The 24,670-nt window shown below is 70.1% G+C and carries 26 protein-coding genes and 1 pseudogene; 15 read left to right on the forward strand and 12 right to left on the reverse strand.

The window, feature by feature from the left end; translation table 11 throughout:
* Positions 1 to 7 precede the first annotated feature (7 nt).
* Positions 8 to 250 carry a DUF2630 family protein gene (locus H074_RS28355; protein ID WP_007033510.1) on the reverse strand — a complete coding sequence of 81 codons (243 nt, stop codon included), beginning with the start codon at positions 248 to 250 and terminating at the stop codon, positions 8 to 10.
* A gap of 90 nt (positions 251 to 340) precedes the next feature.
* On the opposite strand from H074_RS28355, the gene trxA reads away from it, so the two are divergent.
* A complete protein-coding gene (gene trxA, locus H074_RS28360) occupies positions 341 to 697 on the forward strand; it encodes a thioredoxin (protein WP_007033511.1) in 357 nt (118 codons plus the stop codon).
* Positions 698 to 784: 87 nt separating this feature from the next.
* On the opposite strand, the gene H074_RS28365 is transcribed toward trxA, so the two are convergent.
* A complete protein-coding gene (locus tag H074_RS28365; protein ID WP_007033512.1) occupies positions 785 to 1,714 on the reverse strand; it encodes a proline dehydrogenase family protein in 930 nt (309 codons plus the stop codon).
* 16 nt (positions 1,715 to 1,730) lie between these two features.
* Positions 1,731 to 3,368, reverse strand: a complete 1,638-nt coding sequence (gene pruA, locus H074_RS28370) for an L-glutamate gamma-semialdehyde dehydrogenase (protein WP_007033513.1) — start codon at positions 3,366 to 3,368, stop codon at positions 1,731 to 1,733.
* 128 nt (positions 3,369 to 3,496) lie between these two features.
* On the opposite strand from pruA, the gene H074_RS28375 reads away from it, so the two are divergent.
* Entirely contained in the window at positions 3,497 to 5,089 is a 1,593-nt protein-coding gene (locus H074_RS28375; protein ID WP_085941029.1) for a PucR family transcriptional regulator, read from the forward strand.
* 1 nt (position 5,090) lies between these two features.
* Here the strand turns inward: H074_RS28375 and H074_RS28380 are convergent, their stop codons facing one another.
* The 3 genes from H074_RS28380 to H074_RS28390 all read right to left on the reverse strand — a co-directional run bounded on the left by H074_RS28380 (position 5,091) and on the right by H074_RS28390 (position 6,920).
* Complete coding sequence (locus H074_RS28380) at positions 5,091 to 5,327, reverse strand: S1 RNA-binding domain-containing protein (RefSeq protein WP_007033515.1); 237 nt, start codon at positions 5,325 to 5,327, stop codon at positions 5,091 to 5,093.
* Between the two features lie 152 nt (positions 5,328 to 5,479).
* Complete coding sequence (locus tag H074_RS28385) at positions 5,480 to 6,520, reverse strand: LLM class flavin-dependent oxidoreductase (protein WP_051072027.1); 1,041 nt, start codon at positions 6,518 to 6,520, stop codon at positions 5,480 to 5,482.
* A gap of 7 nt (positions 6,521 to 6,527) precedes the next feature.
* Positions 6,528 to 6,920, reverse strand: coding sequence for a DUF6221 family protein (locus H074_RS28390; protein WP_007033517.1), 393 nt, complete (start codon positions 6,918 to 6,920; stop codon positions 6,528 to 6,530).
* Between the two features lie 242 nt (positions 6,921 to 7,162).
* On the opposite strand from H074_RS28390, the gene H074_RS28395 reads away from it, so the two are divergent.
* Positions 7,163 to 7,585: a hypothetical protein gene (locus H074_RS28395; protein ID WP_007033518.1), complete on the forward strand. Its 423-nt coding sequence runs from the start codon at positions 7,163 to 7,165 to the stop codon at positions 7,583 to 7,585.
* On the opposite strand, the gene H074_RS28400 is transcribed toward H074_RS28395, so the two are convergent.
* A complete protein-coding gene (locus tag H074_RS28400) occupies positions 7,582 to 8,604 on the reverse strand; it encodes a DNA polymerase domain-containing protein (protein WP_007033519.1) in 1,023 nt (340 codons plus the stop codon). The genes H074_RS28395 and H074_RS28400 overlap by 4 nt on opposite strands.
* 19 nt (positions 8,605 to 8,623) lie before the next feature.
* A complete protein-coding gene (locus H074_RS28405) occupies positions 8,624 to 9,181 on the reverse strand; it encodes a GNAT family N-acetyltransferase (RefSeq protein WP_007033520.1) in 558 nt (185 codons plus the stop codon).
* Positions 9,182 to 9,205: 24 nt separating this feature from the next.
* Here H074_RS28405 and H074_RS28410 point away from each other — a divergent pair, with 24 nt between their 5' ends.
* The 9 genes from H074_RS28410 to H074_RS28450 all read left to right on the forward strand — a co-directional run bounded on the left by H074_RS28410 (position 9,206) and on the right by H074_RS28450 (position 16,427).
* Positions 9,206 to 9,892, forward strand: a complete 687-nt coding sequence (locus tag H074_RS28410) for a TVP38/TMEM64 family protein (RefSeq protein WP_007033521.1) — start codon at positions 9,206 to 9,208, stop codon at positions 9,890 to 9,892.
* A 180-nt stretch (positions 9,893 to 10,072) separates the two neighbouring features.
* Entirely contained in the window at positions 10,073 to 11,677 is a 1,605-nt protein-coding gene (locus H074_RS28415) for a serine/threonine-protein kinase (RefSeq protein ID WP_007033522.1), read from the forward strand.
* Between the two features lie 313 nt (positions 11,678 to 11,990).
* Positions 11,991 to 12,296: a hypothetical protein gene (locus tag H074_RS28420; protein WP_007033523.1), complete on the forward strand. Its 306-nt coding sequence runs from the start codon at positions 11,991 to 11,993 to the stop codon at positions 12,294 to 12,296.
* Positions 12,297 to 12,315: 19 nt separating this feature from the next.
* Positions 12,316 to 12,738, forward strand: coding sequence for a peptide-methionine (R)-S-oxide reductase MsrB (msrB, locus tag H074_RS28425; RefSeq protein WP_007033524.1), 423 nt, complete (start codon positions 12,316 to 12,318; stop codon positions 12,736 to 12,738).
* Positions 12,739 to 12,813: 75 nt separating this feature from the next.
* Positions 12,814 to 13,680 (forward strand): TIGR04222 domain-containing membrane protein, encoded by an 867-nt coding sequence (locus H074_RS28430; protein ID WP_007033525.1) that lies wholly within the window; start codon positions 12,814 to 12,816, stop codon positions 13,678 to 13,680.
* On the forward strand, positions 13,677 to 14,252 hold the full coding sequence (locus H074_RS28435) for a TIGR04222 domain-containing membrane protein (protein ID WP_007033526.1): 576 nt from the start codon (positions 13,677 to 13,679) through the stop codon (positions 14,250 to 14,252). Before H074_RS28430 ends, H074_RS28435 begins: the two co-directional genes overlap by 4 nt.
* Positions 14,253 to 14,333: 81 nt before the next feature.
* A complete protein-coding gene (locus H074_RS28440) occupies positions 14,334 to 15,281 on the forward strand; it encodes a TIGR04222 domain-containing membrane protein (RefSeq protein ID WP_007033527.1) in 948 nt (315 codons plus the stop codon).
* Positions 15,271 to 16,086: an MbnB/TglH/ChrH family RiPP precursor modification enzyme gene (locus H074_RS28445; protein ID WP_007033528.1), complete on the forward strand. Its 816-nt coding sequence runs from the start codon at positions 15,271 to 15,273 to the stop codon at positions 16,084 to 16,086. Before H074_RS28440 ends, H074_RS28445 begins: the two co-directional genes overlap by 11 nt.
* Positions 16,083 to 16,427 (forward strand): SCO6045 C-terminal-like domain-containing protein, encoded by a 345-nt coding sequence (locus tag H074_RS28450; RefSeq protein ID WP_007033529.1) that lies wholly within the window; start codon positions 16,083 to 16,085, stop codon positions 16,425 to 16,427. The genes H074_RS28445 and H074_RS28450 overlap by 4 nt, the downstream gene beginning before the upstream one ends.
* A gap of 17 nt (positions 16,428 to 16,444) precedes the next feature.
* Here H074_RS28450 and H074_RS28455 read toward each other — a convergent pair whose 3' ends face one another.
* From H074_RS28455 to hemE, 4 genes are read right to left on the reverse strand one after another with little or no spacing between them, the layout of a single operon-like run.
* Positions 16,445 to 17,791 (reverse strand): CoA transferase, encoded by a 1,347-nt coding sequence (locus H074_RS28455; RefSeq protein WP_007033530.1) that lies wholly within the window; start codon positions 17,789 to 17,791, stop codon positions 16,445 to 16,447.
* 11 nt (positions 17,792 to 17,802) lie between these two features.
* Positions 17,803 to 18,495 carry a hydrogen peroxide-dependent heme synthase gene (gene hemQ, locus H074_RS28460; protein ID WP_007033531.1) on the reverse strand — a complete coding sequence of 231 codons (693 nt, stop codon included), beginning with the start codon at positions 18,493 to 18,495 and terminating at the stop codon, positions 17,803 to 17,805.
* Between the two features lie 25 nt (positions 18,496 to 18,520).
* Positions 18,521 to 19,900, reverse strand: a complete 1,380-nt coding sequence (gene hemG / locus H074_RS28465; protein ID WP_007033532.1) for a protoporphyrinogen oxidase — start codon at positions 19,898 to 19,900, stop codon at positions 18,521 to 18,523.
* Complete coding sequence (hemE, locus tag H074_RS28470; protein WP_039923592.1) at positions 19,897 to 20,970, reverse strand: uroporphyrinogen decarboxylase; 1,074 nt, start codon at positions 20,968 to 20,970, stop codon at positions 19,897 to 19,899. Before hemE ends, hemG begins: the two co-directional genes overlap by 4 nt.
* Positions 20,971 to 21,058: 88 nt before the next feature.
* Between hemE and H074_RS28475 the strand changes: the two genes are divergently transcribed.
* From H074_RS28475 to H074_RS28485, 3 genes and pseudogenes are all read left to right on the forward strand, one after another.
* On the forward strand, positions 21,059 to 21,622 hold the full coding sequence (locus H074_RS28475; RefSeq protein WP_007033534.1) for a DUF3000 domain-containing protein: 564 nt from the start codon (positions 21,059 to 21,061) through the stop codon (positions 21,620 to 21,622).
* Positions 21,623 to 22,617: 995 nt separating this feature from the next.
* Positions 22,618 to 23,333, forward strand: a pseudogene (locus tag H074_RS28480) (response regulator).
* Positions 23,334 to 23,401: 68 nt separating this feature from the next.
* Positions 23,402 to 24,667, forward strand: coding sequence for a ribonuclease D (locus tag H074_RS28485; RefSeq protein WP_007033535.1), 1,266 nt, complete (start codon positions 23,402 to 23,404; stop codon positions 24,665 to 24,667).
* Positions 24,668 to 24,670 lie beyond the last annotated feature (3 nt).

The following is a 24,670-nucleotide window of genomic DNA, read 5'->3' on the forward strand; positions in this document are numbered from 1 at the left end:
GCACCCGCTACTGCCGGTAAGACTCCACCTCGCTGACGGGCCTTGCCGAAGCCTGGTCCGGATCCTCGTCGAACTCGACGCGTGCCCGCCGCTGCCGCAGCAGGTCCCAGCACTGGTCCAGCTGCTGTTCCACACTCGCGAGCCGGGACCGGTCGTCCGAGGTCAGCCCGGTGCCGATCGCCCGCGAACGAAGTTCGTGCTCCTCGCTGACCAGCTCGTCGATCCGGCTGAGGATGTCACCGTCGGCCATACGCACCTCCCGCGAAACCTGGGTTGCTCCATCCGAGACGCTACGCGCATTCACGGGAATGCGCGTCCCTCCCGATTCGTTACGCCGGGCATGAGCACTGTGGAGCTGACCGCCGCCAACTTCGATCAGGTCGTTTCCGAGAACGACTTCGTGATCATCGACTTCTGGGCTGGCTGGTGCATGCCGTGCCGTCAGTTCGCGCCGACCTACGAGAAGGTGTCGGAAAACCACGACGACATCGTGTTCGCGAGCGTCGACACCGAAGCCGAGCAGCAACTGGCCGCCGCGTTCGACGTGCGCTCGATCCCGACGCTCGCGGTGATCCGCGACAAGACGGTGATCTACGCCCAGCCGGGCGCGCTGCCGGAGAAGACGCTCGAAGACCTCATCCAGCAGGCGCGCGACATCGACATGGACAAGCTCAAGGAAGAGGCCCAAGAGGCCTGACAAGCATGAAGAAGGGGCCCTTCCCGGCGGATTTCGCCGGGAAGGGCCCCTTTGTACTTCAGCGGAACCGTGCCACCGGGGACCGGGTCAGCCCCGGGTGGCGAGTCCGCGCAGGAAGAACGCCAGGTTCGCCGGGCGTTCCGCCAGCCTGCGCATGAAATAGCCGTACCATTCGTCGCCGTAGGGGACGTAGACGCGCATCGTCAGCTCGGCACCCGCGATCCGGCGCTGCTCTTCGGGACGGATCCCGTACAGCATCTGGAATTCGTGGTCGTCCGCCTTGCGGTCCGCGTCCGTCGCGAGCTTCTCGGCGATCGCGATCATCCGCGGGTCGTGCGAGGCGACCATCGGATAACCCTTGCCCTGCATGAGGATCTTCAGGCAGCGCACGTAGGACTTGTCCACTTCGGACTTGTCCTGGAACGCGACCTCTTCGGGTTCGGCGTACGCGCCCTTGCACAGCCGGACACGGGAGCCTTCCGTCGCCAGGTCGCGGCAGTCCTGCTCGGTGCGCCGCAGGTAGGCCTGCAGCACCGCGCCCACCCACGGGTACTCGGTGCGCAGTTCCCGCAGGATGCCCAGCGTCGAATCGGTGGTGGTGTGGTCCTCCATGTCGAGGGTCACCGTGGCACCGACCGCTTCGGCCGCCGCGCAGATCTTGCGGGCGTTCTCCAGCGCGACCTTCTCGCCGTCGACGGGCAGGAACTGGCCCACGGCGGACAGCTTCACCGAGACGTCCGCGCCGAACGCGAGGCCGTCGGCCGCCAGCGCGGTCAGCAGCTCCTCGTAGGCGCGGACGGTCGTCGCGGCCTGCTCGGCGTCGGTGGTGTCCTCGCCGAGGTGGTCGAGGGTGACCCGGAGACCGTCGTCGGCCAGTTCGCGGACCACCCGGGCGGCGTCGGGCGTCTTCGAACCGGCGACGAACCGGCTCACCACCGATCGGGTGGCGGGGACGACCTCGACCAGCTTGCGCATCCGCTGGGATCGAGCGGCGGCGAGCAACGGGGCACGCAACATCACGGACTCCTGGATCTCAGCCCTGGTGGGGGTAACGGACGCTGGTGGGCGGAACGAAGGTCTCCTTGACCGAGCGCGGGCTCGTCCAGCGGAGCAGGTTGAACACCGAACCGGCCTTGTCGTTGGTGCCGGACGCGCGACCGCCGCCGAAGGGCTGCTGGCCGACGACCGCGCCGGTCGGCTTGTCGTTGACGTAGAAGTTGCCGGCGGCGAAGCGCAGCGCCTCGGACGCCTTGGCGACGGCCGTGCGGTCGTTCGCGATGACCGCGCCGGTGAGCGCGTAGTCGGCGGTCTCGTCGATCAGCTTCAAGACGTTGTCGAAGCCCTCGTCGGTGCTGTCGTCGTAGACGTGGAGCGCGAGGATCGGGCCGAAGTACTCGGTGCGGAAGATCTCGTGGTCCGGGTTGTCCGAGACCAGGATCGTCGGGCGCACGAAGTAGCCGACGCTGTCATCGGCGGTACCACCGGCGATGACCTCGATCTCGGCGTCCTCGGCGGCGCTGGCCAGCACGGCGGCGTGCTTGTCGAAGGCGCGGCGGTCGATCACGGCACCACCGAAGTTGTCCAGGTCGTTGACGTCGCCGTAGGTGATGGCCTCGGTCTCGGAGATCAGGTCGTCCTTCAGGCTCGCCCAGAGCGAACGCGGGACGTAGGCGCGGGACGCGGCCGAGCACTTCTGGCCCTGGTACTCGAAGGCGCCGCGGATCAGCGCGGTGCGCAGGACATCGACGTCGGCTGAGGCGTGCGCGAGCACGAAGTCCTTGCCGCCGGTCTCGCCGACCAGGCGCGGGTACGTGCGGTAGCCGGAGATGTTGGCGCCGACGGTGGCCCACAGGTGCTGGAAGGTCGCGGTGGAGCCGGTGAAGTGGATCCCGGCCAGGTCGCGGTGTGTCAGGGCGACCTCGGAGACGGCCTTGCCGTCACCCGGCAGCAGGTTGATGACGCCCGGCGGCATGCCCGCCTCTTCGAGCAGCCGCATCAGCATGTGCGCGGCGTAGCTCTGCGTCGGCGACGGCTTCCACAGCACGACGTTGCCCATCAGCGCGGGCGCGGTCGGCAGGTTGCCGGAGATCGCGGTGAAGTTGAACGGGGTGATGGCGTACACGAAGCCCTCGAGCGGGCGGTGCTCCATCCGGTTCCAGATCCCGGGCGAGCTGACCGGCTGCTCCGCGAGGATCTGACGGCCGAAGGCGACGTTGAAGCGCCAGAAGTCGATCAGCTCGCAGGCGGAGTCGATCTCGGCCTGGAAGGCGGTCTTCGACTGGCCGAGCATGGTGGCGGCGTTCAGCTTGGCGCGCCACGGGCCGGCGAGCAGGTCGGCGGCGCGCAGGATGATCGCGGCGCGGTCGTCGAAGGACAGCGCGCGCCAGCCGGGAGCGGCGGCCTTGGCGGCGGCGATCGCGTCGCGGGTGTCCTGCGCGGTCGCGCTGTGGATGACGCCCAGCACCGCCTTGTGGTTGTGCGGCTGGACGACCTCGATCTTCTCGCCACCGCCCTTGCGCTGCTCACCACCGATCGTCGCGGTGATGTCGATGGGGTCGGCGTTGCCCAGCGACTTGAGCGCGCCCTCGAGTTCAGCGCGCTCAGCGCTGCCCGGTGCGTAGTTCAGCACCGGCTCGTTCTTCGGGGCGGGGGTCTGGGTCACGGCGTCCACTGACTGCTCCTGACTGCACTTCGCCGGGTAGAGGTCTCACCCCGAACGGTAGACCGGAAGGCTCCGTCGCGGCTTGTTCAACCGGCTAGAATCAGGGTGACCATCTTGTCCGATCGGCTTAATCGGTGATGACAGCGACTACTCAGACGACACCCGGCGCCTCCCTCCGGCACATCCTCGCCACACTCGGGGAACCGCTGGTCAGGGTGCTCGCGGCGCCGGGCGGGCTCGGCGTCGGAGTGGAAGACGTCGTCATCCACGATCCGGAGGACCCGCCCGACGCTCATCCGGGTGATCTCGTCCTGGTGATCGGCGCTCGCGGGCGAGTGGCCGCGGGCGCGATCCGGGCGGCGGGACGTTCCGGCGCGGCCGCCGTCGCGGTCAAGAACGGCACGGCCGTCGTGAACGTCGCGGCCGACGCGGGGGTCGCGCTGATCGAGGTCGGCCACGAGGCACGCTGGGAGCAGGTCGAAGCCCTGGCCAGGGGCGTCGTCGACGCGGCGCGCGCGGGTGGCGAGGCGGACAGCGGCGAGGTGCTGGGCGATCTGTTCTCGCTCGCGCAGACCATCGCGACGCTGACCGGCGGCCTGGTCAGCATCGAAGACACCGCGAGCCGCGTGCTGGCCTATTCGCGGGCGGGCGACGAGGTGGACGAACTGCGCAGGCTCTCGATCCTCGGCCGCGAAGGTCCGGAACGGTACCTCGCGATGCTGCGCGAATGGGGTGTCTACCAGCGGCTGCGCGCCGGTGAAGGCATCGTCCGCATCGACGAGCGGCCCGATCTCGGCATCCGGCGGCGGATCGCGGCCGGGATTCACGCCGGCTCACAGCCGCTGGGGACGATCTGGGTCCAGGAGGGCGCGCAACCGCTCACCGAAAGCGCGGAAGTCGCCTTGCTCGGCGCGAGCCGGGCGCTCGCGCCGCAGCTGATCCGGCACCGGACGCTGCCCAGCCCGGAACTCCGGTTGCGCGAGGATCTGCTGGCGGGGCTGCTCGACGGACGCCTCGACGCCGAGTCCGTCGCCGACGACATCGGCGCGGATCCCGGAAAACCCGCCATGGTGCTGGCGTTCTCGCTGCCCCGCGACCGGGCCGCCACCGACCGGCAACTCCGGCGCGCGGAGCTGGTGCACCTGATCACCGTGCACACCGCCGCGTACCGGCGGAGCGCGCTGGTGAGCGTGATCGGCGGCAGGGTCTACGCGCTCCTTCCCGACCTCCCCGAGCACGCCGAACCGCGGATCCTGGCGCTGGCCAAGGAAATCGCCGGCACCGCGCGACGGCATCTCGACGTCCGGGTGCGCGCGGCGCTGGGCGGTGTCGTACCCCGTCTTTCCGACGCGGCGGCCTCGCGCGGCGACGCGGACCGCGTACTGGCGGCGATGGCGCGCGGGCACGGGACCGCGGACGTCGCCTCACTGGCCGACGTCCGCGCCGAAGTCCTGCTCTCGGAGGTGCTCGCGTTCCTCGGCGAGCAACCGAGGATCCGCGATCCGCGGCTGACCGAACTGATCGCGCACGACGCCGAACACGGCGGCATCCTGGTCCCCGCGGTACTCGCCTACCTCGACGCTTTCGGCGACGTCCGGCGCGCGGCGCGCGAGCTGAACATCCACCCGAACACCGTCCGCTACCGGGTGCGCCGCGCCGGCGAGGTGTCCGGGATCGACCTGGACGACCCCGCACAGCGCATGCTCACCCAGCTTCTTTTGCGCCTCTGACTCAGGCCAGGATCAGGCTGAACCGCCGGTTCTGGACGTCCAGCTTGTCCAGCCGCACGGCGACGTTCGCGCCGGCGGTGAGCGGGCCGGTTCCGCCGACGGTCGGCAGCAGCCCCTCCATCCCGTGGGTCACTTCGACGAACGCGCCGAAGGGCAGCACTCTCGTGACGACGCCGTCCAAGACGCCGCCATCGGCGTGCGCGGCGACGAACTCGCGCCAGTTTTCGGTGGGAGACATGCGATTCACCTCCTCTCCACGCATGGTCCACAACAGGGGACACACGTGGAGGCGGGCTTCGGGCCCGCGCGGAGATCAAGCGGCGGCCGGGGAACCCGTCCGCTCACGGCACAAGGCCGACCCGGCAGTCATGCCCGTGACACTAGCAAGAGTCACGACACCGCGGCGAGGCTCCGCCGCTCGGCGACCTCCGCCAGCGCGCGGTAGGAATCCAGCCGCTCGGCCTGGTCGAAGGTGCTCGTGGTCACCAGGATCTCGTCGGCGCCGGTCTTCGCGACGAGGTCGTCCAGCCGGTCGCCCACCTCGTCCGGGGTACCCGCGATCTGGCCGTCGAGCGCCCGGTCCAGCCGTTCCCGATCGCGGTCCGACATCGGTCCGGCGAGGATCTCTTCCACCGGCGACAGCGGTGGAAAGACGCCATGCGTCCGCGAGTAGACCGTCGACCACGCTTCGGGGATCAGCAACCGCCGGGCCCGTTCGGCCGTCTCGGCGACCGCGATCGCCGTGGACACCACGACATACGGCCGCGACGTCTGTGCGGAAGGGCGGAACCCGGAGCGATAGCCCTCGATGGCTTCGAGCAGCGGTCCCTCACCCCGGACCGGCGCGATCACCAGCGGCAGCCCCAGTTCCGCGGCCAGCCGCGCCCCGGCACCGGTGGCCAGCAGGAACGAGGGCACGCGCAGTCCTTCCGCGGGAATGGCGTGCACCCCTGGATACGTCATCTGATCGCCCGCGAGGAAGCCCAGCAGCTCGCGAACCTGCTCGCCGAAGCGGTCCGCGTCGTCCTTCTCGTGCCCGAGCGCCTGCCGGACCCCGCCGGTGAACCCGACCGACCGGCCCAGCCCCATGTCGATCCGGCCCGGGAAGAGCGATTCGAGCACGCCGAACTGCTCCGCGACCACGAGCGGCCGGTGGTTCGGCAGCATCACGCCGCCGGTGCCGACGCGGATCCGCTCGGTCGCCGAGGCGACCGCGGCCGCCAGCACCGTGGGCGCCGAACCGGCGACGCCGGGCACGCTGTGGTGTTCGGAGACCCAGAACCGGTGATAGCCCAGCGCTTCGATGTCCCGCGCGAACGCGACCGTGTCCCGCAGGGCGCGGGGCGCGTCGCCACCGCGACGGGTCGGGGACCGGTCCAGTACCGAAAGCGTGATCACGCTCGGGTCAACGCGCCCGGACCCGGCGGGCATTCCCCGCTCAGGGGCGCCAACGCTCGCTGTAGTCCGGGTGGTCGGCGTGCGGCAGGGCCAGCAACCGCAGCGTCAGGCACCAGTTCGTCCCGGCCTCGTCGGCGGGCACATGGCAGGTTTCGCACCAGTACTCGTTGCCGTACAAGGGAAATCCCGGGACCTTCTCCGAGACCGTGGTGCGATGCGCCTGCAGGAGCCGCCGGGTCGCCTCGATCTCGTTGATCATCTGATTGACCGCGTCGAGTTCGACGTCGTTGAGCGAGCGGATCTTCTTTTCGATGACGACCTTGGTCTCACCACGATTGAGCGATTCGTTGATCTCGGTTTTCTTGACCGCCTGCATGATCAACGCCTGGCGTTGCCCCACACGCGCGGCGAGAAAGGCGATCAGGTCGTCCACGGGTACTCCTTCGTCTCCCCCAGGCTGGTGTTCGGAGGGAAATGTCGCTGGCAGGAAGCCCTGCGTTACGGCTGAGTCCCACGCGTCACACAGTCTTGTATCGGTTCCCGGCGGAGCGGTAACAGGTTTCTAGATCGACACGAAAGCGCAATCACTCCGCGAGCAAAACGAAGAAGAGACTGATGCCGAGCGCGAATTGGTCACCCATACCGCACACCTCGTCACGAAATGCATTCCCGCTCGTGGCCGGCCTCGCCGTCGCGCTCACTTTGGGCGCGGGTGCCGGTGTGGTGGCGGCCACTCGCCCGGGAGAGCCCGGCACGGCACCGGCGGTCCCGGTGACGGTGACCGTCACGGCGAAGGCCGCGCCCGCGCCGACCGTGACCGTCCCGGCGCCCCCGATCACCTCGGGACGCGCCGCCGTCGCCACCCCGGCGGACCGGTTCGCCGACGGGACCTATCTGGTCGGCTCCGAGATCGAAGCGGGCTCGTACCGCTCCCCCGGGCCGGCGCCGGGCGGCAACGGTCACTGCTACTGGGCGAGGCTCCGGCCCGAAGCCACGTCGAAGATCGTGGCCGGCCAGCTGACCACGGGCGCCGCCCGGTTCACCGCCCGCAAGGGCGAGTACGTGCAGGTCGCGGGCTGCGAATTCAGCCGGGGCTAAGCGGTGTCGTCCCGCGCCTTGCTGGGCTGGACACGCTTCGGCTCACCGGGCATTTTCGGGTAATCCGGCGGATACGGCATCTCGCCGAGGCCGTGGTCACGCTCGTCACGGGCATACCATTCCAGCAACGTCTCGATGCCGAACGCCTGCTCGTCCATCGGCGCGTGCAGGTCGCCGCGCTCGGCGTAGAACGCGCCGGCGGTGAGGACATCGAAGTCGTCCGGGTCGACCTCGGTCAGCAGATCCCAGGTCAGCGGAGTCGACACCGTCGCCCGTGGGGTGCCGCGGACCGACCAGGCCGACGCCACCGTGCGGTCGCGCGCCGCCTGGTTGTAGTCGATGAAGACCCGGCCGCCGCGCTCTTCCTTCCACCACGCGATGGTCGCCTTGTCCGGGATGCGGCGCTCGACCTCGCGGCCCAGCGCGATCACCGCGTGCCGGACGTCGATGAAGTCCCATTCCGGCCGGATCCGCACGAGGACGTGCACGCCACGGCCGCCCGAGGTCTTCGGGTAGCCGACGAGCCCCGCCGAGTCGAGGACCTCGCGCACCACGCCCGCGACCTCGACCGCGTCGGAGAACCCCGCCTCGTCCGGCGGGTCCACGTCGATGCGGAGTTCGTCGGGGTGGTCGACGTCGGGCCGCCGCACCGGCCACGGGTGGAAGTCGAAGGTGCCCAGGTTCGCCGCCCAGGCGAACACGGCGGTCTCGGTCGGGCAGACCTCCTCGGCCGTCCGGCCCGACGGGAAGGTGATCTTCACGGTCTCCACCCATTCCGGGGCGCCCTTCGGCACGCGCTTGGCGTAGAACCACTCGCCTTCGACGCCGTCGACGTAACGCTTCAGCGTCGTCGGCCGCTCCCCGATCGCGCGCAGCAACGGCTCACCGACCGCGACGTAGTGCTCCACGACCTGGCGCTTCGTGATCCCCCGGGCCGGGAAGTACACCTTGTCCGGGCTGGACACCCGGACCTTGCGCTCGCCTGCCTCGACCTCGATCGGCTCACCGTTCTTGGGCATGCGGACACCGTATCGCCGATCAGGGCCGGGGATCGGTCTCCAGAACGGCCATGCTGATCGCGTCGTGCCACTCGCCATCCCACCACAGCGCGTCCCGCTCGACGCCCTCGCGGACGAAACCGCATTTCTCGTAGACCCGCTGCGCCCTGGGGTTGAAGTCGAAGACCTCGAGCGAGACGCGATGCAGGCCGACGACGTCGAACGCGAAGTCCAGGATGAGCTTCGTCGCTTCGGTGCCGTACCCCTTGCCGAAGATGTCAGGCCCGGTCAAGGCGATCCGGAACGAGGCCGAGCGGTTGTCCCCGTCGACGTCGTTGAGCACGACGTCGCCCAGATAGCCACGATCGTCCTTGCGCAGGATCGCGTAGTCCGCCCGGTCGTCGAGGCCGGGGCGGGACGAGAGCCACTCGCGGATCTGTTCCTCGGTGAACTTCGCGTGGGTCCCGGTGAGCCGGGTGGTTTCAGGCTCCCGCAGGGCCTTCCACGCGGTCTCGAAGTAAGTCTCGTCGAGCTGCGTGAGCACGACGTTCTCGCCGGTGAGTTCGGGCTGCGTCCGCAGCGCCTCGGTGTCGATCACACCGGATACCGTACGGTTGACGCAGTGTCCGGCCGTACCAAATTGATCCTCGCGCTCACCGTGCTCGCCCTCTTCGTGGCCGCGGCGGTGCTGCTGCCGATCCCGAGCCCGGCCGGGCTGCGGGCCTGGGCGGCCGAGACCGGCCCGGCCACCCCGCTGGTGTTCTTCCTGGCCTACTCGGTACTGACCGTGGCGCCGATCCCGCGCACCGTGTTCAACCTGGCGGGCGGGCTGCTGCTCGGCGCCACGACGGGCATCGTCGTCGGCATCCTGGCGACCACGGTCGCCTCCGGTCTGTCTTTCACCCTTTCGAGGGCACTCGGCCGCGACCTGGTCACCCGGCACCTGCACCGGGCGAAGGTCCGCGCGGTCAACGACCGGCTTTCGGACGGCGGGGTGCTGGCGATCACCTCCTTACGGCTGATCCCGATGGTGCCGTTCGCTCCGTTCAGTTACCTGTGCGGAGTGTCATCGGTCCGTTTCGTTCCGTATCTGATCGGGACGGCGCTCGGCAGCCTGCCGGGTACGGTCGCGGTCGTCGTCCTCGGCGACGCGCTGACCGGGGAAACGCCTCCCGCACTGCTGATCTGCTACGCCGTGTTCGCCGCCGCGGGGGCCATCGGGCTGGCCAAGGTCTTCCGGCGTGAAGCCCGTCCGGTGCCCGAACCGAGCGGCGAGGAAGAACTGCCCACCTCCACACCGGCGAGCTGACGGGGAGCCGGAACCGCCGCCCGCTACACTCGATCGGGTGCGTGGGGCCGGCGAGGCCGCGTAACGCCACCATCACCCGGGATGTGTTCGTCAAAGAATGTGTCAGGAGCAGTCGCCATCGACACCGGTCAGCTGATCGCTGGGCACTACCGCCTGGTCGAGCAAATTGGTAGCGGTGCCATGGGGGTGGTCTGGCGTGCCATCGATGTCCGCCTCGAGCGCTCGGTGGCGGTCAAGCAGATCCTCCCGCAGCCGGGTGTCTCCGAGGCCGAACGCGACAACATGCGCCAGCGCGCCATGCGCGAGGCGAAGAACGCGGCCCGTTTCCAGCATCCGAACGCGATCGTGGTGTTCGACATCGCCGAGCACGGCGGCGATCCCTGCCTGGTGATGGAGTACCTGAACGGCCCGAGCCTCTCGGCGATCATCTCCGAGGAAGGCACGCTGCCGCTGGGACGCGTCGCGAAGATCGGCGAGCAGGTCGCGTCGGCGCTGGTCGCCGCGCATCGCGCCGGGATCGTGCACCGCGACGTCAAGCCGGGGAACATCCTGATCGACGAGTCCGGCACCGCGAAGATCACCGACTTCGGGATCTCCCGCGCGGCCGGCGACATGACGCTCACCCAGACCGGCCTGATCGGCGGCACCCCGGCCTACCTCGCGCCCGAGCTGGCGCGCGGCTCGGACCCGGTGCCCAGCTCCGACGTCTTCGCGCTCGGCGCGACGCTCTACCAGGCGATCGAGGGCCAGACCCCGTACGGGAACAGCTCCAACCAGCTGGCGTTGCTCTACGCGGCCGCGAACGGGCAGATCAACCCGCCGCAGCAGGCGGGCCCCGCCACGGCGCTGCTGATGAGCCTCCTGCGCACCGAGCCGACCGAGCGCCCGACCATGGCCGAGGCCAGGGAGCGCCTCGCCGCGCTGGCGGCGAACGAATCCAGCACGGGCACGGCGGCGTCGCCGCGGCTCTTCGGAGCGGGCGGCGGCAGACAGCCGGCCGTGCCCGACACCCCGGGACACGGCATCCCCGGCGGAGACCGGCCGCCGTGGCAGCGGACCGACAAGCCGGCCCAGTCCGCCGCGGCCTCTCCCCCGCCTCCGGCCAAAACACACACGCCGACGGCCGCGTTCATCCCGATGCGCTCGCCGTCCGCCCCGCCGAACACGCCGCCGCGTCCGGTCGCCGCGATGAGCCCGCCGCCGTCCGCGGCCGCCCCGATGCGGCCGTCCTCGGCCAAGCCCGCCGACGCCAAGCGCAAGGCCGTCCTGTTCGCGGGCGCCGGTGCCGCGGTCGTGGTGATCGCCGTGATCGTGTTCCTGGTGCTGAATTCGAGCAACGGGGCCAACACCCAGGGTGGCGACAACGCCGGCGCGAACCCGCAGACCTCTGCCCCGGCGACGCCGTCGAAGAGCGGCTCCAAGAGCAGCGCGCCCTCGTCTTCCGCGTCTTCGAGCGGCAGCAAGATCGGGTACCAGCAAGCCGGGCAGCGGGTCGTGGACTTCTACAGCAGCGCCGGCTCACCCGAAGGCTGGGCGATGCTGACTCCCGACGCCCAAGCGGTGTACGGCGACCAGTCGAAGTATCAGGAGTACTGGGCGGCGAACCAGCTGAGCAGCTACAAGGGCGCCAACGCCAACAAGGGCAACAACGCCGACGGCTCGGTCGACATCACCATCAACCTCACGTTCAAATCCGGCGGTTCCGAGCCGAAGACCGTTCGTGTCGTCGACGCCGGCGGGCAACTCCTGATCGCCGGCGACACCCGCAGCTCGCAGGGCTACTAGGGATAGCGGCCACAGCGAGATCAACCCGTCGCCAACCGACGATTCACGCTGTCGTCGAGCGCCGAGGCAAAGACGGGCGATCACAGAACGTCATGGGTGTGTGGAATCAGGGACGTTGAGTGTCCCTGATTCCACACACCCCCACTTACACGACCATCGGGCCTGAGAATTCCGGCAACGGTGCTTCGGGGCTTTCAGTGACTGGAATGGCTGACAGGTGCGCGAGTACTCGGCTACTGACGCAGCGTGGCGGTGGTGAGACCCGCCTCGCCGGCGGTAGGCCAATCGCCGATCGTGGCTTACTGTTGCCGGTATGGCCGATAGCGGACCTTTCGGACCTGGCCAGAATCCTCGTTTCGACGAGGACCTGGTAGGCCTCGACCCGTACGACCCCGAAGCCCGTGCCTTCGCCGAGCATCTGGACCGCATCGAACGCTGCGGCCCGAACTTCACGGTGGAGGCCTGCCTCGACGGTGTCTCCGATTTCGCCGACTCCAGCAACCGTCTCGGCGGTCTGCGCTGGTGGGTTTCGGCACTGGTCGTGGTCCTCATCGTGCTCGGCGTGATGGTCACCGCATGGGACATCATCGGCCGGGCCATCACGTGGCTCGCGGGGTAACGTGGAACCGGTGAAAGGCATGAAACCCGTTGTCGGAGCCACGCCGCGCGTGGTCAAGTCCGAGCAGGAATGGCGGGAGCAGCTCAGCCCCGACGAGTACGCCGTGCTCCGCCAGGCGGGCACCGAGCGCCCCTTCACCGGGGAGTACACCGACACCAAGACCACCGGTGTCTATCAGTGCCGAGCCTGTGGTGCCGAACTGTTCCGCAGTGACACGAAATTCGAGAGCCATTGCGGCTGGCCGTCGTTCTACGACCCGGCCGACACCGACGCCGTCCTCCTCCGCGAGGACACCACCATGGGGATGCGGCGGATCGAGGTGCTGTGCAAGTCGTGCCACAGCCACCTCGGGCACGTCTTCGAAGGCGAAGGCTACGCCACGCCGACGGACCAGCGGTACTGCATCAACTCGATCTCGCTGAAGCTCGTTCCCGAGTCGTAACCGACCGAAGCGAACCACCGCCCTCCCCGACGCGTTTCCGAGGAACAGGAACAGCGTCGGGGAGGGCGGTGTCGTATGAACGAACCTTGGGGTATCTCCGGACCTGCTTTCGCCTGGCTCTACGGAGCCTGCGCCGTCCTGCCGGTGGCGCTCGCCGCGGTGTACGAACTGTGGCTGCGCCGTGACACCGGCGCCAGAGCGGTGCCCGGCCTCTATCACCTGGCCGCGCTGGCGGACGGCGCGGAGCGGGTCACCGACACCGCGGTCGCCGGACTGCTCGAACGGCACTCCCTCCGGCCCGACGGCCGCGGGATCCTGCACCCGGTCAGGCCGGTTCCGGCCGATCCGTTCGAGCGCGCGGTCGTCTCGCTCGTGCACGGCAACGGAATCGGCCTGCGTGAACTGCGCGCGAAGATGACGCGGCACGAGGTCGTCCGAGAGCTGCGCGCCGATCTGGAGCGGAGAGGCCTGATGGTCGTCGAGAAGCGCCGCCGGTCGGGCTGGCAATGCGCGATCGCCGCGTACGTGGCCGTCTTCGCACTGGGGATCGCGAGGCTGACCAACGCCGTACCGCTGAAGCGGCCGGTCGGCGCCCTCGTCATCCTGATCATCGGTGTGGCCGGTGCGATCGGCCTGGCTGTGTGGCGGCAGTGGCCGGACAGGTCCGGCCGTGCGACCACCGCGGGCACGCTGGCGCTCGGCTACGGCGACTGGGACCGCGGCCTGGCGCGCACCACGGCCGGGCAGGTGGCGCTCAACGGGTTGCAGGCCTTCCCCGACCGGATCGTCGCGGCCACGCTGATCAAGACCGGCGGCACGAAGGCCAGGTTGTTCGCCGGGACGGCGAGCACTTGCGGCGGTGGCGCGTCGTACGCCGTCGGTTCCTCGTGCGGTGGTGGAGGATCCTCCTGCGGCGGCGGAGGCGGAGGGTGCGGAGGATGAACCAACTCGAAACGATCTACCAGGTCGCTTACCTCACCGGCGGCCCCGACCGGGTCACGGACACCGCCGTCGCGGGAGCCCTCGAGCGGAAGGTGGCCCGGCTCGACAGGTCCGGTGTCCTGCGCCGGAGCTCCGCCAAACCTGCCGACCCGTTCGTGCTGGCGGTGGTGGAGTCCCTTCCCAAGGTGCGGATCGAGCGGGTACGTGAAGCCTTGCGCGAGTCGGAACCGATGCGGTCGCTGAGGGCGGCACTCCTGGCCGACGGCCTGGTCGTCACGGCGTATCACTGGCGACGGGCTTGGCACGCCGTCACCGTCCGGCTCGGCCGGGCGCACCGCGAGGTGTGGACGACGAAAGCGGGCGAGTCGGCGCTTTCCCGGGCGAGCGAGGATCCAGCTCTCGTCACCGGCGCGACGGGCGCGGTGGCGCTGGGCGGCCTCGCCGCCTATCCGGATCAGCGGTCCGCGCGGCTCCTGACCCTGAAGACACCCTCCACCCGAGGTAGGGCCCAAGTCGCCGTCGGCGCCCCTTATGACGGTCTAACGGACGTCGTGGACGGTTCGCCCGACTGATCGAATGGTTCGCGGGAACCATGCCCGGGCGGAAAAGCGTCCGACTACGGTAAGTGCACCTGCTCGTGAAAGGCCCGTGCGATGGAATACACCTGGGGCATCCCCGGACCCACTTTCCTGGCGATCTACGCCGTCCTGCTGGTGTTCCCCCTGATCGCCGGTCTCGGGTGGACGATCGCGGTCAAGCTCGGCCGCAAGGCGCCGCGCGCCGCGGTGAGCGGGCCGCAACCGACGGTGTACGAACTCGCCTATCTCGCCGGTGGCCCGGACAGGGTGGTCGACACGGCCATCGCGGCCCTGGTCGAACGCGGGACCTTGCGGGTCAGCAGCTCGAAGCAGCTGCAACTGACGGGGCCCTTGCCCACCGACCCGCTCGAGAAGGCGGTCGCCAAGGGGGCCGGGCCGGGCTACAACGCCACGACCCGCGGTATTCGTGACCGGCTGCGGATGTCGGGGCCGATGCAGGCGCTCGCCAAGGATCTGGAGGCGCGGGGACTGGTCGTGGCCGACCGGGCGCCGCGGATCCGCCAGGTCGTGTTCTTCCTGTATCTCGCCGTGCTCGTCCTCGGTGTGGTGCGCCTGATCGCCGGGATCTCCGGTGACCGTCCCGTCGGTTTCCTCATCCCGCTGCTGTTCTGCGCCGGGTTCGCGACGCTGATCGCCCGCGCCGTCAAGAACAAGCGGACCGGCCCGCGACCGACCAGCGAGGGCAACCGGATCCTCGGCAGTGCCAACAGCGCATTGGTGCGGGAGCGCAAACGCGGCATCCCCAACGTGCCGGCGGTGGGCGGCGTGGCCGGTGGTGCGCTGCTGGGCGGCGCCGCCGCGGCGGTCGCCCTCGGCGGGCTCGCCTACTACCCCGACGAGGAACTGAGCGCGGCCTTGATCCCGCCTCCGGTCTCCGGTGGTTTCGGCGGCGGTTCGTCCGGTGGCGGCAGCACGTGCAGCACCGGTTCCTCGTGCAGCAGCTCCAGCAGCAGTTCCTGTGGCGGCGGCAGTTCCTGTGGAGGCGGCGGCTGTGGTGGCTGACGGGCCCGGCCGCCTAGGGATCGGCATCGGCTGGCGGCACGAGCTGGACCTGTCGATCGCGCGGCTGCCCGGCGTCGACTGGGTCGAGGTCGTCGCCGAAAACCTGCACGCCGGGCACCTTCCCGAGACCCTGGTCGCTTTGCGCGACAAGGGAATGCCGGTCCTGCCGCACGCGGTCTCGCTGTCGCTGGGCGGGGCCGAGCCGCTGGACACCGCGCGCGTGGAGCATCTCGCGGAGGTCACCCGCGAGCTCGGCGCGCCGATGGCCAGCGACCACGTGTGCTTCGTGCGCGCGGGCGGCCTCGACTCGGGCCACCTGATGCCGCTCCCCCGTACCCGGGAAGCGCTCGACGTCCTGGTGGACAACGTCAAACTGGCGCAGACCGTCGTCGGGGTCCCGTTCGCACTGGAGAACATCGCGGCGGTGCTGGAATGGCCGGACGCGGAGTTCACCGAATCGGAGTTCCTGCGGGAGCTCACCGACCGGACCGGCTGCCTGCTGATCATCGACGTCGCCAACCTGTACGCCAACGCCCGCAACCTCGGCACCGATCCCGAACGGTTCCTCGACGAGATCCCCTGGGAGCGCCTGGCGTACACGCATATGGCGGGCGGTGTCGAACGCGACGGCGTCTACCACGACACGCACGCCCATCCGGTGGTGCCGGAGGTGCTCGATCTGCTGCGCGAACTGCGACGGCGCACCGAACCGCCGGGCGTCCTGCTGGAACGCGACGACGACTATCCGTCCGACGCCGAGCTGGCGGCCGAGCTGGCCGCGCTGCGGGAAGCGGTCTCGCCGTGACTTCGCCTCGCGAACGGCTCGCCGGACGGCAGGCCGAGCTGCTCAAGGCGCTCCTCGCCGGGGGTGACGCTCCGGCAGGCTTCGACGCGGACAGGCTCCGCGTCGAAGCGAACGTCTTGCGGAACAAACAAAGCAGGCTGGCCGCGTATCTGCGGCCGGACCTCGCCGAGGCCCTCGGTGACCGGTTCGCCGCGCTCTTCCGCGAGTACGCGACAAGCCACCCGAAGACCGACGCGATCCGCTCCCGGGCCTACGCCGACGCCTTCGGCGCGTGGCTCGTGGACCGGGGCGAGGTACCCAAGCCCCGGGGCCGGTTCTCGAACTGGCTACGCCGCAAGTAGGTGACTAATTGCGGCGGTCACCAGACCGCGCGATCGCTCCCCGCGACGTGCGTCGCTTCCGTCCACTGTGGATTCGAGCCCGGCAGTGTGCCTGCCATCTTGACCCGGGTGACCCGGCCGAGCTGACCGTCGACGTCTTCCAGCCACTCGGCGCCGTCGAAGCCGGCGGGCCCGGCTTCCTTGCGTCCCAAGGAGTTCAGCCACTCCCCGGTCCCGGCGAGCGAAGTGCGGACATGCTGGCTGCCGCCCTCGGTGGCCGCCCGGCGGACGGCGGTCATGATCGCCGCCGCGGTGAGCCAGCCGGTCGCGTGGTCGAGCGCCTGCACCGGAAGCGGCCCCGGGCCGTCGAGCCCGGCCGTCCTGCCGCCTTCGTCGGCGATCCCCGACGCCATCTGCACCAGGCTGTCGAACCCGCGCCTGCGCGCCCACGGCCCTTCCCAGCCGTAGGCGGACAGGTCCGCGACCACGATGCCCGGCCGGAGCCCGGCGATCGCCTCCGGCGAGAAACCCTTGGCCGTCAACGAACCCGGCCGGAAACCCTGCAGCACGACATCGGCGCGGGCGATCAGCTTGCGCAGCCGCGAGCGCCCGGCTTCGGTCTCCAGATCGACGTACGCCGAGAGTTTCCCCATGCCGGTGTCGACGGCCAGCGGCGGCACGGTCGGCAGCTGGGCCGACCCGATGTGCATGACGGTGGCGCCGTGCGCGGCGAGCACGCGGCCCGCGACCGGTCCGGCGATGACGTGGGTCAGGTCCAGGATCCGCACTCCGCCCAGCGGCCGGCCGGATTCGAACAGCCGCACGGGTTCCGACGGTCCGAGCGGCCGGATCTCGGCGATCGGCAGCGCGCTCGACGCCTGTCCCTGCTTGTGCGCCAGCCACTCGTCGCGGGTGCGCAGCACGGCGGCGGCACCGCCGGCGCCGACCACCGCCGACTCGACCTCGTACTTCGACTTGGCCGCCACGACCTTCTCGAACGCCGCACGGGTCGCGGGCACGCCGAGGCCCCAGCACACGGCGGAGACGTGACGCGGGTAGTTGCAGTGCAGCCGCACCCAGCCGTCGTTCGCGCGGTAGTCGCCGGACAGCGGCGCGCTGAACGGCACCGGTTCCCCGTCGACGCGGATGTACTGCTCACTGTGGAACGACGCCGCGGCGTGCCGGGTGTCGACCGAGATCTTGCCCGGCTCGATTCCCCGCAGCCGCAACAGTTCCCCGGCCGCGAGCGTCGCCGCGGCGATGCTCGTCGTCGCCGCCTCCTCGACCCGGAAGGTCCCGGGCAGCACCGACTCGGGACCGGTGATCTCGACGGCGTCTTCGGCGAGGGTGTCGCCGGTGAGCGTGGTCCAGACGCGTGCGTCCACTGATGCTTTCACTAGGGCAGCAGGGCGATCAGTTCGGCGGGCGACACCTTCGTCCCGGTGTAGAACGGGATTTCCTCGCGCACGTGGAGGCGGGCCTCGGTGCCGCGCAGGTGACGCATCAGGTCGACGATGCGGTGCAGTTCATCGGCTTCGAAGGCCAGGATCCACTCGTAGTCGCCCAGCGCGAACGACGCGACCGTGTTGGCGCGGACGTCCGGGTAGTCGCGGGCCTCCTTGCCGTGGTCGGCGAGCATCTTGCGGCGCTCGTCGTCCGGCAGCAGGTACCACTCGTAGGAGCGCACGAACGGGTAGACGCAGATGAACTTGCGGGCCTCTTCACCGGCGAGGAACGCCGGGATGTGGCTCTTGTTGAACTCCGCCGGGCGGTGCAGCGCGACCTGGCTCCACACCGGCGCCGACGCGCGGCCGAGCGGGGTGTGCCGGAAACCGCTGTACGCTGCCTGGACCTGCTCGATCTCCTCGGCGTGCCACCAGATCATGTAGTCGGCGTCGGCGCGCAGTCCCGAGAGGTCGTAGACACCGCGGACGACGACGCCTTTGGCCTCCAGCGCGTCGAGGTACTCGGTGGTCTCCGCGGTCGCCTTCGCACGGTCTTCGCCGAGCTTGCCCTGCTCGGCCCGGAAGACCGACCAGGCGGTGTAGCGGATGGTGTCATTGAGCTCGTTGTAGTTCAGCCGCGCCATACCGCCATCTTGGCACTGCCGGTGCTCAAGAGCCCTCGTGGGTCCGTGTGATCCCGGCGATGCGGCGGGCGGCCGTCTCGGCGGTGGCGACGCAGGCCGGGAGCCCGACGCCGTGCAGCGTCGCGCCCGCCACCGCGAGCCCCGGGACGTCCGCGACGCCACGTTCGATCCGCTCGACGAGTTCGAGATGTCCGGTGCCGTACTGCGGGAGCCCGCCGCCCCATCGGGTCACGAGGATGTCGACCGGCTCGGCGGTGACACCGGTCAGCCGGGCCAGATCGTCGCGGACCACGCGCACGAGCTCGTCGTCGTCCGCGTGCAGGGCGCCCGGTTCACCGAAGCGGCCGACCGAGCCGCGGACCAGCACAGGACCTTCGCCGTACTGCGCCCACTTGCGGGACGAGAAGGTGAACGCCTTCGCGGCGAACGGCTTCCCCGCCGAGTCCCGCTCGCCCGCGCCGATCAGCACCCCGGACGACTCCGGCAGCGCGGTACCCGGCGGGAGCGCGAGCGCGACCACCGCCATCGAAGCGAGTTCGACCTCCGCGAACGCCGACGACGCCACTCCCGCGACGCCGTCGAGCAACCGTCGTGCCGAAGGCGCCGGGACGGCGAGAAGGACGGAGTCGGCATCGAGGTCGCCGACCTTCCAGCCGCTGGAGGTGCGCTCGAGCGCCGTCACCGTGGTCCCGGTCCGGATTTCGGCGCGGGACAGCTCCGCGAGCCGCGCGATCAGCCTCCCGAATCCGCCGAGAAGTGTCCCGAAGACCGGAGCCGTGCTCGGCGACGCGGGCATGAGGGAGGCGGCGCCCTCGGTGAGCGAACGCGCGCCGCGGTCCACGGCGGACGCGAGACCCGGCATCGTCGCGCGCAGCCCGAGCCCGTCCGCTCCTCCGGCGTAGACCCCGCCGAGCAACGGGTCGACGAGCCGGTCGACCAGTTCGTCACCGAACCGCTCGCGCAGCAGCGGGCCGAGCGGTACGTCCTTGGCGGGCAGCTCCAGCGGCGGGAGCGACGACTCGGCCTCGACCAGCGCTCGGCCCTTCTCCGAAAGCACCCCCGCGACCGCGTCGGCCGAGGCGGGGACGCCCATGACCGTGCCCGGCGGCAGACCGAGCACCGATCCACCGGCGTGGATCTTGGCGCGGGCCTTGGTGGGGTGGACGACGCTTTCGCCAAGCCCGATCTCCCGGACCAGGGCGAGCACCTCGGGACGGCGGGCGAGGAAGGCCTCGGCTCCGACGTCGTAGCGTTCACCGGCCAGTTCGATCGTGCGGAGTTTCCCGCCGAGGGACCCGGTCGCCTCGAAGACGACGATCCGGGCGTCTTCGCCGAGCAGGGTCCGCAGCCGATACGCCGCGGTCAGTCCTGAGATACCGCCACCGACGACGGCGACGGTCGTCACGGCTGGAGGTCGTGCACCAGCCCGACCACGCGCGTCAGTACGTCCGGGTCGACGCCGGGCAGCACGCCGTGGCCGAGGTTGAAGATGTGGCCGTCCGCCGCGCGGCCCTCGGCGAGGATCCGCCGGACCTCCGCCTCGAGCACCGGCCAGGACGCGTGCAGCAGCGCCGGGTCGAGGTTGCCCTGGACGACCCCGCCGCCGAGCCGCCGGACGGCCTCGTCGAGCGGGACGCGCCAGTCGACGCCGACCACGTCGGCGCCCGCGTCGCGCATGGCCACCAGCAGCTCACCGGTGCCGACGCCGAAGTGGATCCGGGGCACGCCGTGGCTCGCGACCGCGGACAGCACCTTCGCCGAATGAGGGAGGACGAACTCGCGGTAGTCCCGCTCCGAGAGCGCGCCCGCCCACGAGTCGAACAGCTGGATCGCGTCGGCCCCGGCGTCGAGCTGCGCGCCGAGGAAGGTGATCGCCATGTCCGCCAGGCGCCCCGCCAGCTCGTGCCACAGCTCCGGTTCGGAGTGCATGAGCGCCTTGGTGTGCTCGTGGTTGCGGCTCGGACCGCCCTCGATGAGGTACGAGGCAAGGGTGAACGGCGCGCCGGCGAACCCGATCAGCGGCGTCTCGCCCAGCGACCCGACCAGCAGCCGGACCCCTTCGGCGACCCGCTCGACCTGCTCGGGTTCCAGCACCGGCAGGGCACGTACGCCCGCGGCGTCGCGGATCGGCTCGGCGACGACCGGACCGGTGCCCGCGACGATGTCGATGTCGAGGCCCGCCGCCTTGAGCGGGACGACGATGTCACTGAAGAGGATGGCCGCGTCGACGCCGTGACGGCGGATCGGCTGGAGCGTGATCTCGGCGAGCATCTCGGGGTCGAAGCACGCGTCGAACATCGAGGTGCCCTCGCGCAGCGCCCGGTACTCGGGCAGCGACCGGCCCGCCTGGCGCATGAACCACACGGGGGTGCGAGCCGGGCGTTCGCCGCGCGCGGCGGCCAGGAACGGCGCACCGGGCAGGGCGCGACGGGCCGCGGGGACGGTCTGCGCGGGAGAAGCAACTGAAGAAGACATCACGGTTCATGGTGCCATGGGCGCTCAGAGGCCTTACTCTCGGCGCGCCTGCGCCCCGAATCGGACGATCGCGTCCTACAGTCGGCTGGTGACCGCGATGACGTCAGTACCCGATCTCTTCCGTGAAGCCGTCGCGGCGTTGCAATCGGTCCGGCCCCGTCCCGAAGTGCGGCTGGAGAAGATGCGCCCGCCGCAGCGCCTGGCGCCGTGGTCCTACGCGGTGAGCTGTGAGGTGGAAGGGCCGGCGGACGTGCTGGCGTCGGGACGGCTGGTGCTGCTGCACGATCCGGAGGGCCAGGAGGGCTGGGACGGGGTCCTGCGGCTGGTCATGTACGTCCGCGCGGAACTCGACCGGGAACTGGCGACCGATCCCTTCCTGCCCGCCGTGGGCTGGTCGTGGCTGACCGACGCGCTGGAGAGCTCCGGCGCGGAGTGGACGGCGCTGGGTGGCACGGTCACCGAGACGTCGTCGGCCCGCTTCGGCGACATCTCCGGGCCGGCGCGCACCGACGATCTGGAACTGCGCGCGTCCTGGACGCCCACCGACGCGGCGCTGCGGTCGCACGGGCAGGCCTTCTGCCAGGTGATGGCGAGTGTCGTCGGACTGCCGCCGGTCGGCGTGGCCCTCTTCGAGCAGCGCCAGTCCTCCTGAAGGCGGGCGGTGCCGGCCTCGGTTGCCTGCCTGAAGTACATGAAGGCCCCCTTCATTGCGCTAGACGCGGTAAAGGGGGCCTTCACGTACTGGGAAAGGTCGTGTACCGGACGATCACCGCAGCGCCAGTCCTCCTGAGGCTCACCGCGCCCACTCCGACACGCCGAATCCCCCGCAATCGAGACATGGCATTCGGGTAATTTTGCGATTCCGGCCAGCTAGCGTTGCTAGGAAAGCTAGCGGTACTAAAGGTCCCTTGCTCCCATCCTCGGATCCGTGAAGGCCTCCTTCACTACCCTCAAGGTAGGCAAGGAGGCCTTCACGGACCGTCGCGAGACTCGGGCAGACCCGCGAAGCGACCGAAGCAGCCTTCCCTTGCCTCATTCACGAGCCTTTCAGAGCGTCCGTACGCCACCGAGAGGCACTTCGGGGACATCTTGGATCAGACCGGCTCCGACCAGCGCGGAGCCGGTCGATCAGAGGTCTGGACCACCCCGTTCGTGCTAATGCCGCCGTCACCGTGCGCAACAAGATCGAACTCCCCCGAAGCGACCCAGCGGCCATCCCGCCATGCTTCCGGAGCGTTACCACGATGGTTACCGAGCGAAGCGGTCATGACTCTCCGCGATGGTGATCAAGCCCATGCCGGAGGCGGTTTCCGCCCCTCGCCGCCCCGCCCTCCGACGGTCCCGGGCAGAGGCACCGGCAGGTGCACGGTCCATCTGCACAGTCGGTTGGGTCCCGGTAACCCCAGTGCATCGTGTTCTTTCGGCGATGCGTTAGCCACCGGCTGTGTACTAGCCCGATCGTGTTACAACGAACTCCCTGAGTAACTACTCGTTTGAGATAGATACCCATTCGATCCCCCCGCGAAGGCCTCAGGACGGCTACAGTGCCATCGACGACACCACTTTCGGTCTAAAGCTGGCGCGGCTAAACGGCCGAAAGTCCCGGTGCCGGTCGGGGGGCACGACCGACTCCAGGGAGGTAGTGACGTGGCTACCGTCGGCATTTCTCAGGCCGTCCGATCCACGCCAGCCGGTTCATTGCCGGCGAGCATGGTTCCGCACCCGCGGGAAGAGCTTTTTCCGTGTTGGTGGTCGATGACCACCCGCTGTTGAGGGAGGCAATCTCAGCAAGACTCGCACAGATGGGTGCGGGCACCGTCCACGAGGCCGCCACGGTGGCCGAGGCGAGGGCGCGAGCACAGGCCACCGGGCCTTGTGACCTCGCGATCCTCGATCTCGGACTGCCGGACGGCAGCGGCATCGAGTTGGTTACGGAACTCCGTAGCCACGGCTGGCCTCGGGTAGTGGTGCTCGCTTCATCAGACGACCCGTACGCGGTCAGGTCGGCGTTTCAGGCCGGCGCCCAGGCATACCTGCTCAAGTCGGCTTCGCCGGTCGTAGTGACCGACGGCGTCCGCAGGGTGCTCGAGGGCGGCGTCTACGCGGACCCGAGCGTCGCACCGGTCCTGGCCACCGGCACCCGGGTCGCCGGCACCGACAACACCCCGCGCGAGCTTTCCGCGCGCGAGGTCGAGGTGCTGCAACTCGTCGCCGACGGCCAGAGCAACAAGGAGATCGGTGAGGAACTCAGCCTCTCCGCTCTCACGGTGAAGTCTCACCTCTCCCGCATCGGGCGCAAGCTCGGCACGGGTGACCGGGCTCAGATGGTGGCGCTGGCCATGCGTGCCGGCGTGATCCGCTGACAAAGGCGAACAGCCCTGCGGGGCGGGCGGACCAGGCGCGGCCCGCTCGTCCCGTAGGGTCTTCACCTATGGAAGGCGATCGACCCGGAGAACCGCAGACGGACCCGAAGACCGGCACCGATGACACCGGTGGACCGGTCCTGCTGCGTGAGCCCGCCGAGGGCACTCCACCGGTGATCGCCGACGCGACAGCCCTCGCCGAAGCCTGCGCGAAGATCGCCGGCGGCAGCGGGGCCATCGCCGTGGACACCGAACGCGCGTCCGGCTACCGATACTGGCCGAAGGCCTATCTGGTACAGCTGCGCCGCGAAGGTGCCGGCTCCTTCCTCATCGACCCCATTCCGCTCGAAGGGCAGCTCGAACCCCTCGCGGAAGTGCTCAACAACGCCGAATGGGTGTTGCACGCGGCCTCGCAGGACCTGCCGTGCCTCGCCGAACTCGACCTGCGCCCGAAGAGCCTGTTCGACACCGAACTCGCCGGACGGCTCGCCGGGTACGAACGGGTCGCCCTCGGCACCCTCGTCGAACTCCTCCTCGGCTACCAGCTGGAGAAGGGCCACAGCGCGGCCGACTGGTCGAAGCGCCCGCTTCCCGTCGACTGGCTGAACTACGCCGCCCTCGACGTCGAGCTGCTCATCGAACTGCGTGAGAAGCTCGAAGCCGACTTGGCCGCCCAGGGCAAACTCGAATGGGCCCAGCAGGAATTCGAGGCCGTCCGCACCGCGCCGCCGCCCGCCCCTCGGGCCGAACCGTGGCGCCGGACGTCCGGGGTGCACAAGATCCGCAGCGCCCGCGGTCTCGCCGCCGTGCGCGAACTGTGGCAGGCACGCGACGAACTCGCCCGGAAACGCGATCGCGCGCCGAGCCGGATCCTGCCCGACAGCGCGATCATCAACGCCGTCACCGCGGACCCGAAGACCGTCGAGCAACTGCAGGCGCTGCCGGTGTTCAGCGGCCGGGTCCAGCGCAAGTACACCGCGAGCTGGTTGCGGCGTCTGCAGGCCGCCCGCGCGCTCCCCGCCGACGAACTGCCCACCCCCGCGCAGCAGACCGACGGACCGCCGCCGGTGAACCGGTGGTCGGACAAGGACCCCGACGCCGCCGCCCGGCTTTCGGCCGCCCGCGCGGCGCTGTCCGCGATCGCGGAGGACCGGCGGCTGCCGGTGGAGAACCTGCTGCTGCCGGAACTGGTGCGCCGTACCTGCTGGCGTCCGCCCGCGGACCTGAGCGAGGACTCGGTCGCCCAGGTTCTCCGCGACGGCGGTGCCCGGCCGTGGCAGGTCGAGCTGACCGTGGCGGTGCTGAGCAAGGCGCTCCACGCAACCGCCGCCTGACCG

The organism is Amycolatopsis decaplanina DSM 44594 (assembly GCF_000342005.1).
GTDB classification, from domain to species: Bacteria; Actinomycetota; Actinomycetes; order Mycobacteriales; family Pseudonocardiaceae; genus Amycolatopsis; species Amycolatopsis decaplanina.

What these genes read in the sequence shown, in the direction of transcription:
- H074_RS28355 (WP_007033510.1), bottom strand. Translation starts at nt 250, where the DNA reads ATGGCCGACGGTGACATCCTCAGCCGGATCGACGAGCTGGTCAGCGAG.
- trxA (WP_007033511.1), top strand. Translation starts at nt 341, where the DNA reads ATGAGCACTGTGGAGCTGACCGCCGCCAACTTCGATCAGGTCGTTTCC.
- H074_RS28365 (WP_007033512.1), bottom strand. Translation starts at nt 1,714, where the DNA reads ATGTTGCGTGCCCCGTTGCTCGCCGCCGCTCGATCCCAGCGGATGCGC.
- H074_RS28375 (WP_085941029.1), top strand. Translation starts at nt 3,497, where the DNA reads ATGACAGCGACTACTCAGACGACACCCGGCGCCTCCCTCCGGCACATC.
- H074_RS28380 (WP_007033515.1), bottom strand. Translation starts at nt 5,327, where the DNA reads ATGTCTCCCACCGAAAACTGGCGCGAGTTCGTCGCCGCGCACGCCGAT.
- H074_RS28385 (WP_051072027.1), bottom strand. Translation starts at nt 6,520, where the DNA reads ATGCCCGCCGGGTCCGGGCGCGTTGACCCGAGCGTGATCACGCTTTCG.
- H074_RS28400 (WP_007033519.1), bottom strand. Translation starts at nt 8,604, where the DNA reads ATGCCCAAGAACGGTGAGCCGATCGAGGTCGAGGCAGGCGAGCGCAAG.
- H074_RS28415 (WP_007033522.1), top strand. Translation starts at nt 10,073, where the DNA reads ATGGGGGTGGTCTGGCGTGCCATCGATGTCCGCCTCGAGCGCTCGGTG.
- H074_RS28420 (WP_007033523.1), top strand. Translation starts at nt 11,991, where the DNA reads ATGGCCGATAGCGGACCTTTCGGACCTGGCCAGAATCCTCGTTTCGAC.
- msrB (WP_007033524.1), top strand. Translation starts at nt 12,316, where the DNA reads ATGAAACCCGTTGTCGGAGCCACGCCGCGCGTGGTCAAGTCCGAGCAG.
- H074_RS28430 (WP_007033525.1), top strand. Translation starts at nt 12,814, where the DNA reads ATGAACGAACCTTGGGGTATCTCCGGACCTGCTTTCGCCTGGCTCTAC.
- H074_RS28435 (WP_007033526.1), top strand. Translation starts at nt 13,677, where the DNA reads ATGAACCAACTCGAAACGATCTACCAGGTCGCTTACCTCACCGGCGGC.
- H074_RS28440 (WP_007033527.1), top strand. Translation starts at nt 14,334, where the DNA reads ATGGAATACACCTGGGGCATCCCCGGACCCACTTTCCTGGCGATCTAC.
- hemQ (WP_007033531.1), bottom strand. Translation starts at nt 18,495, where the DNA reads ATGGCGCGGCTGAACTACAACGAGCTCAATGACACCATCCGCTACACC.
- hemE (WP_039923592.1), bottom strand. Translation starts at nt 20,970, where the DNA reads ATGTCTTCTTCAGTTGCTTCTCCCGCGCAGACCGTCCCCGCGGCCCGT.
- H074_RS28485 (WP_007033535.1), top strand. Translation starts at nt 23,402, where the DNA reads ATGGAAGGCGATCGACCCGGAGAACCGCAGACGGACCCGAAGACCGGC.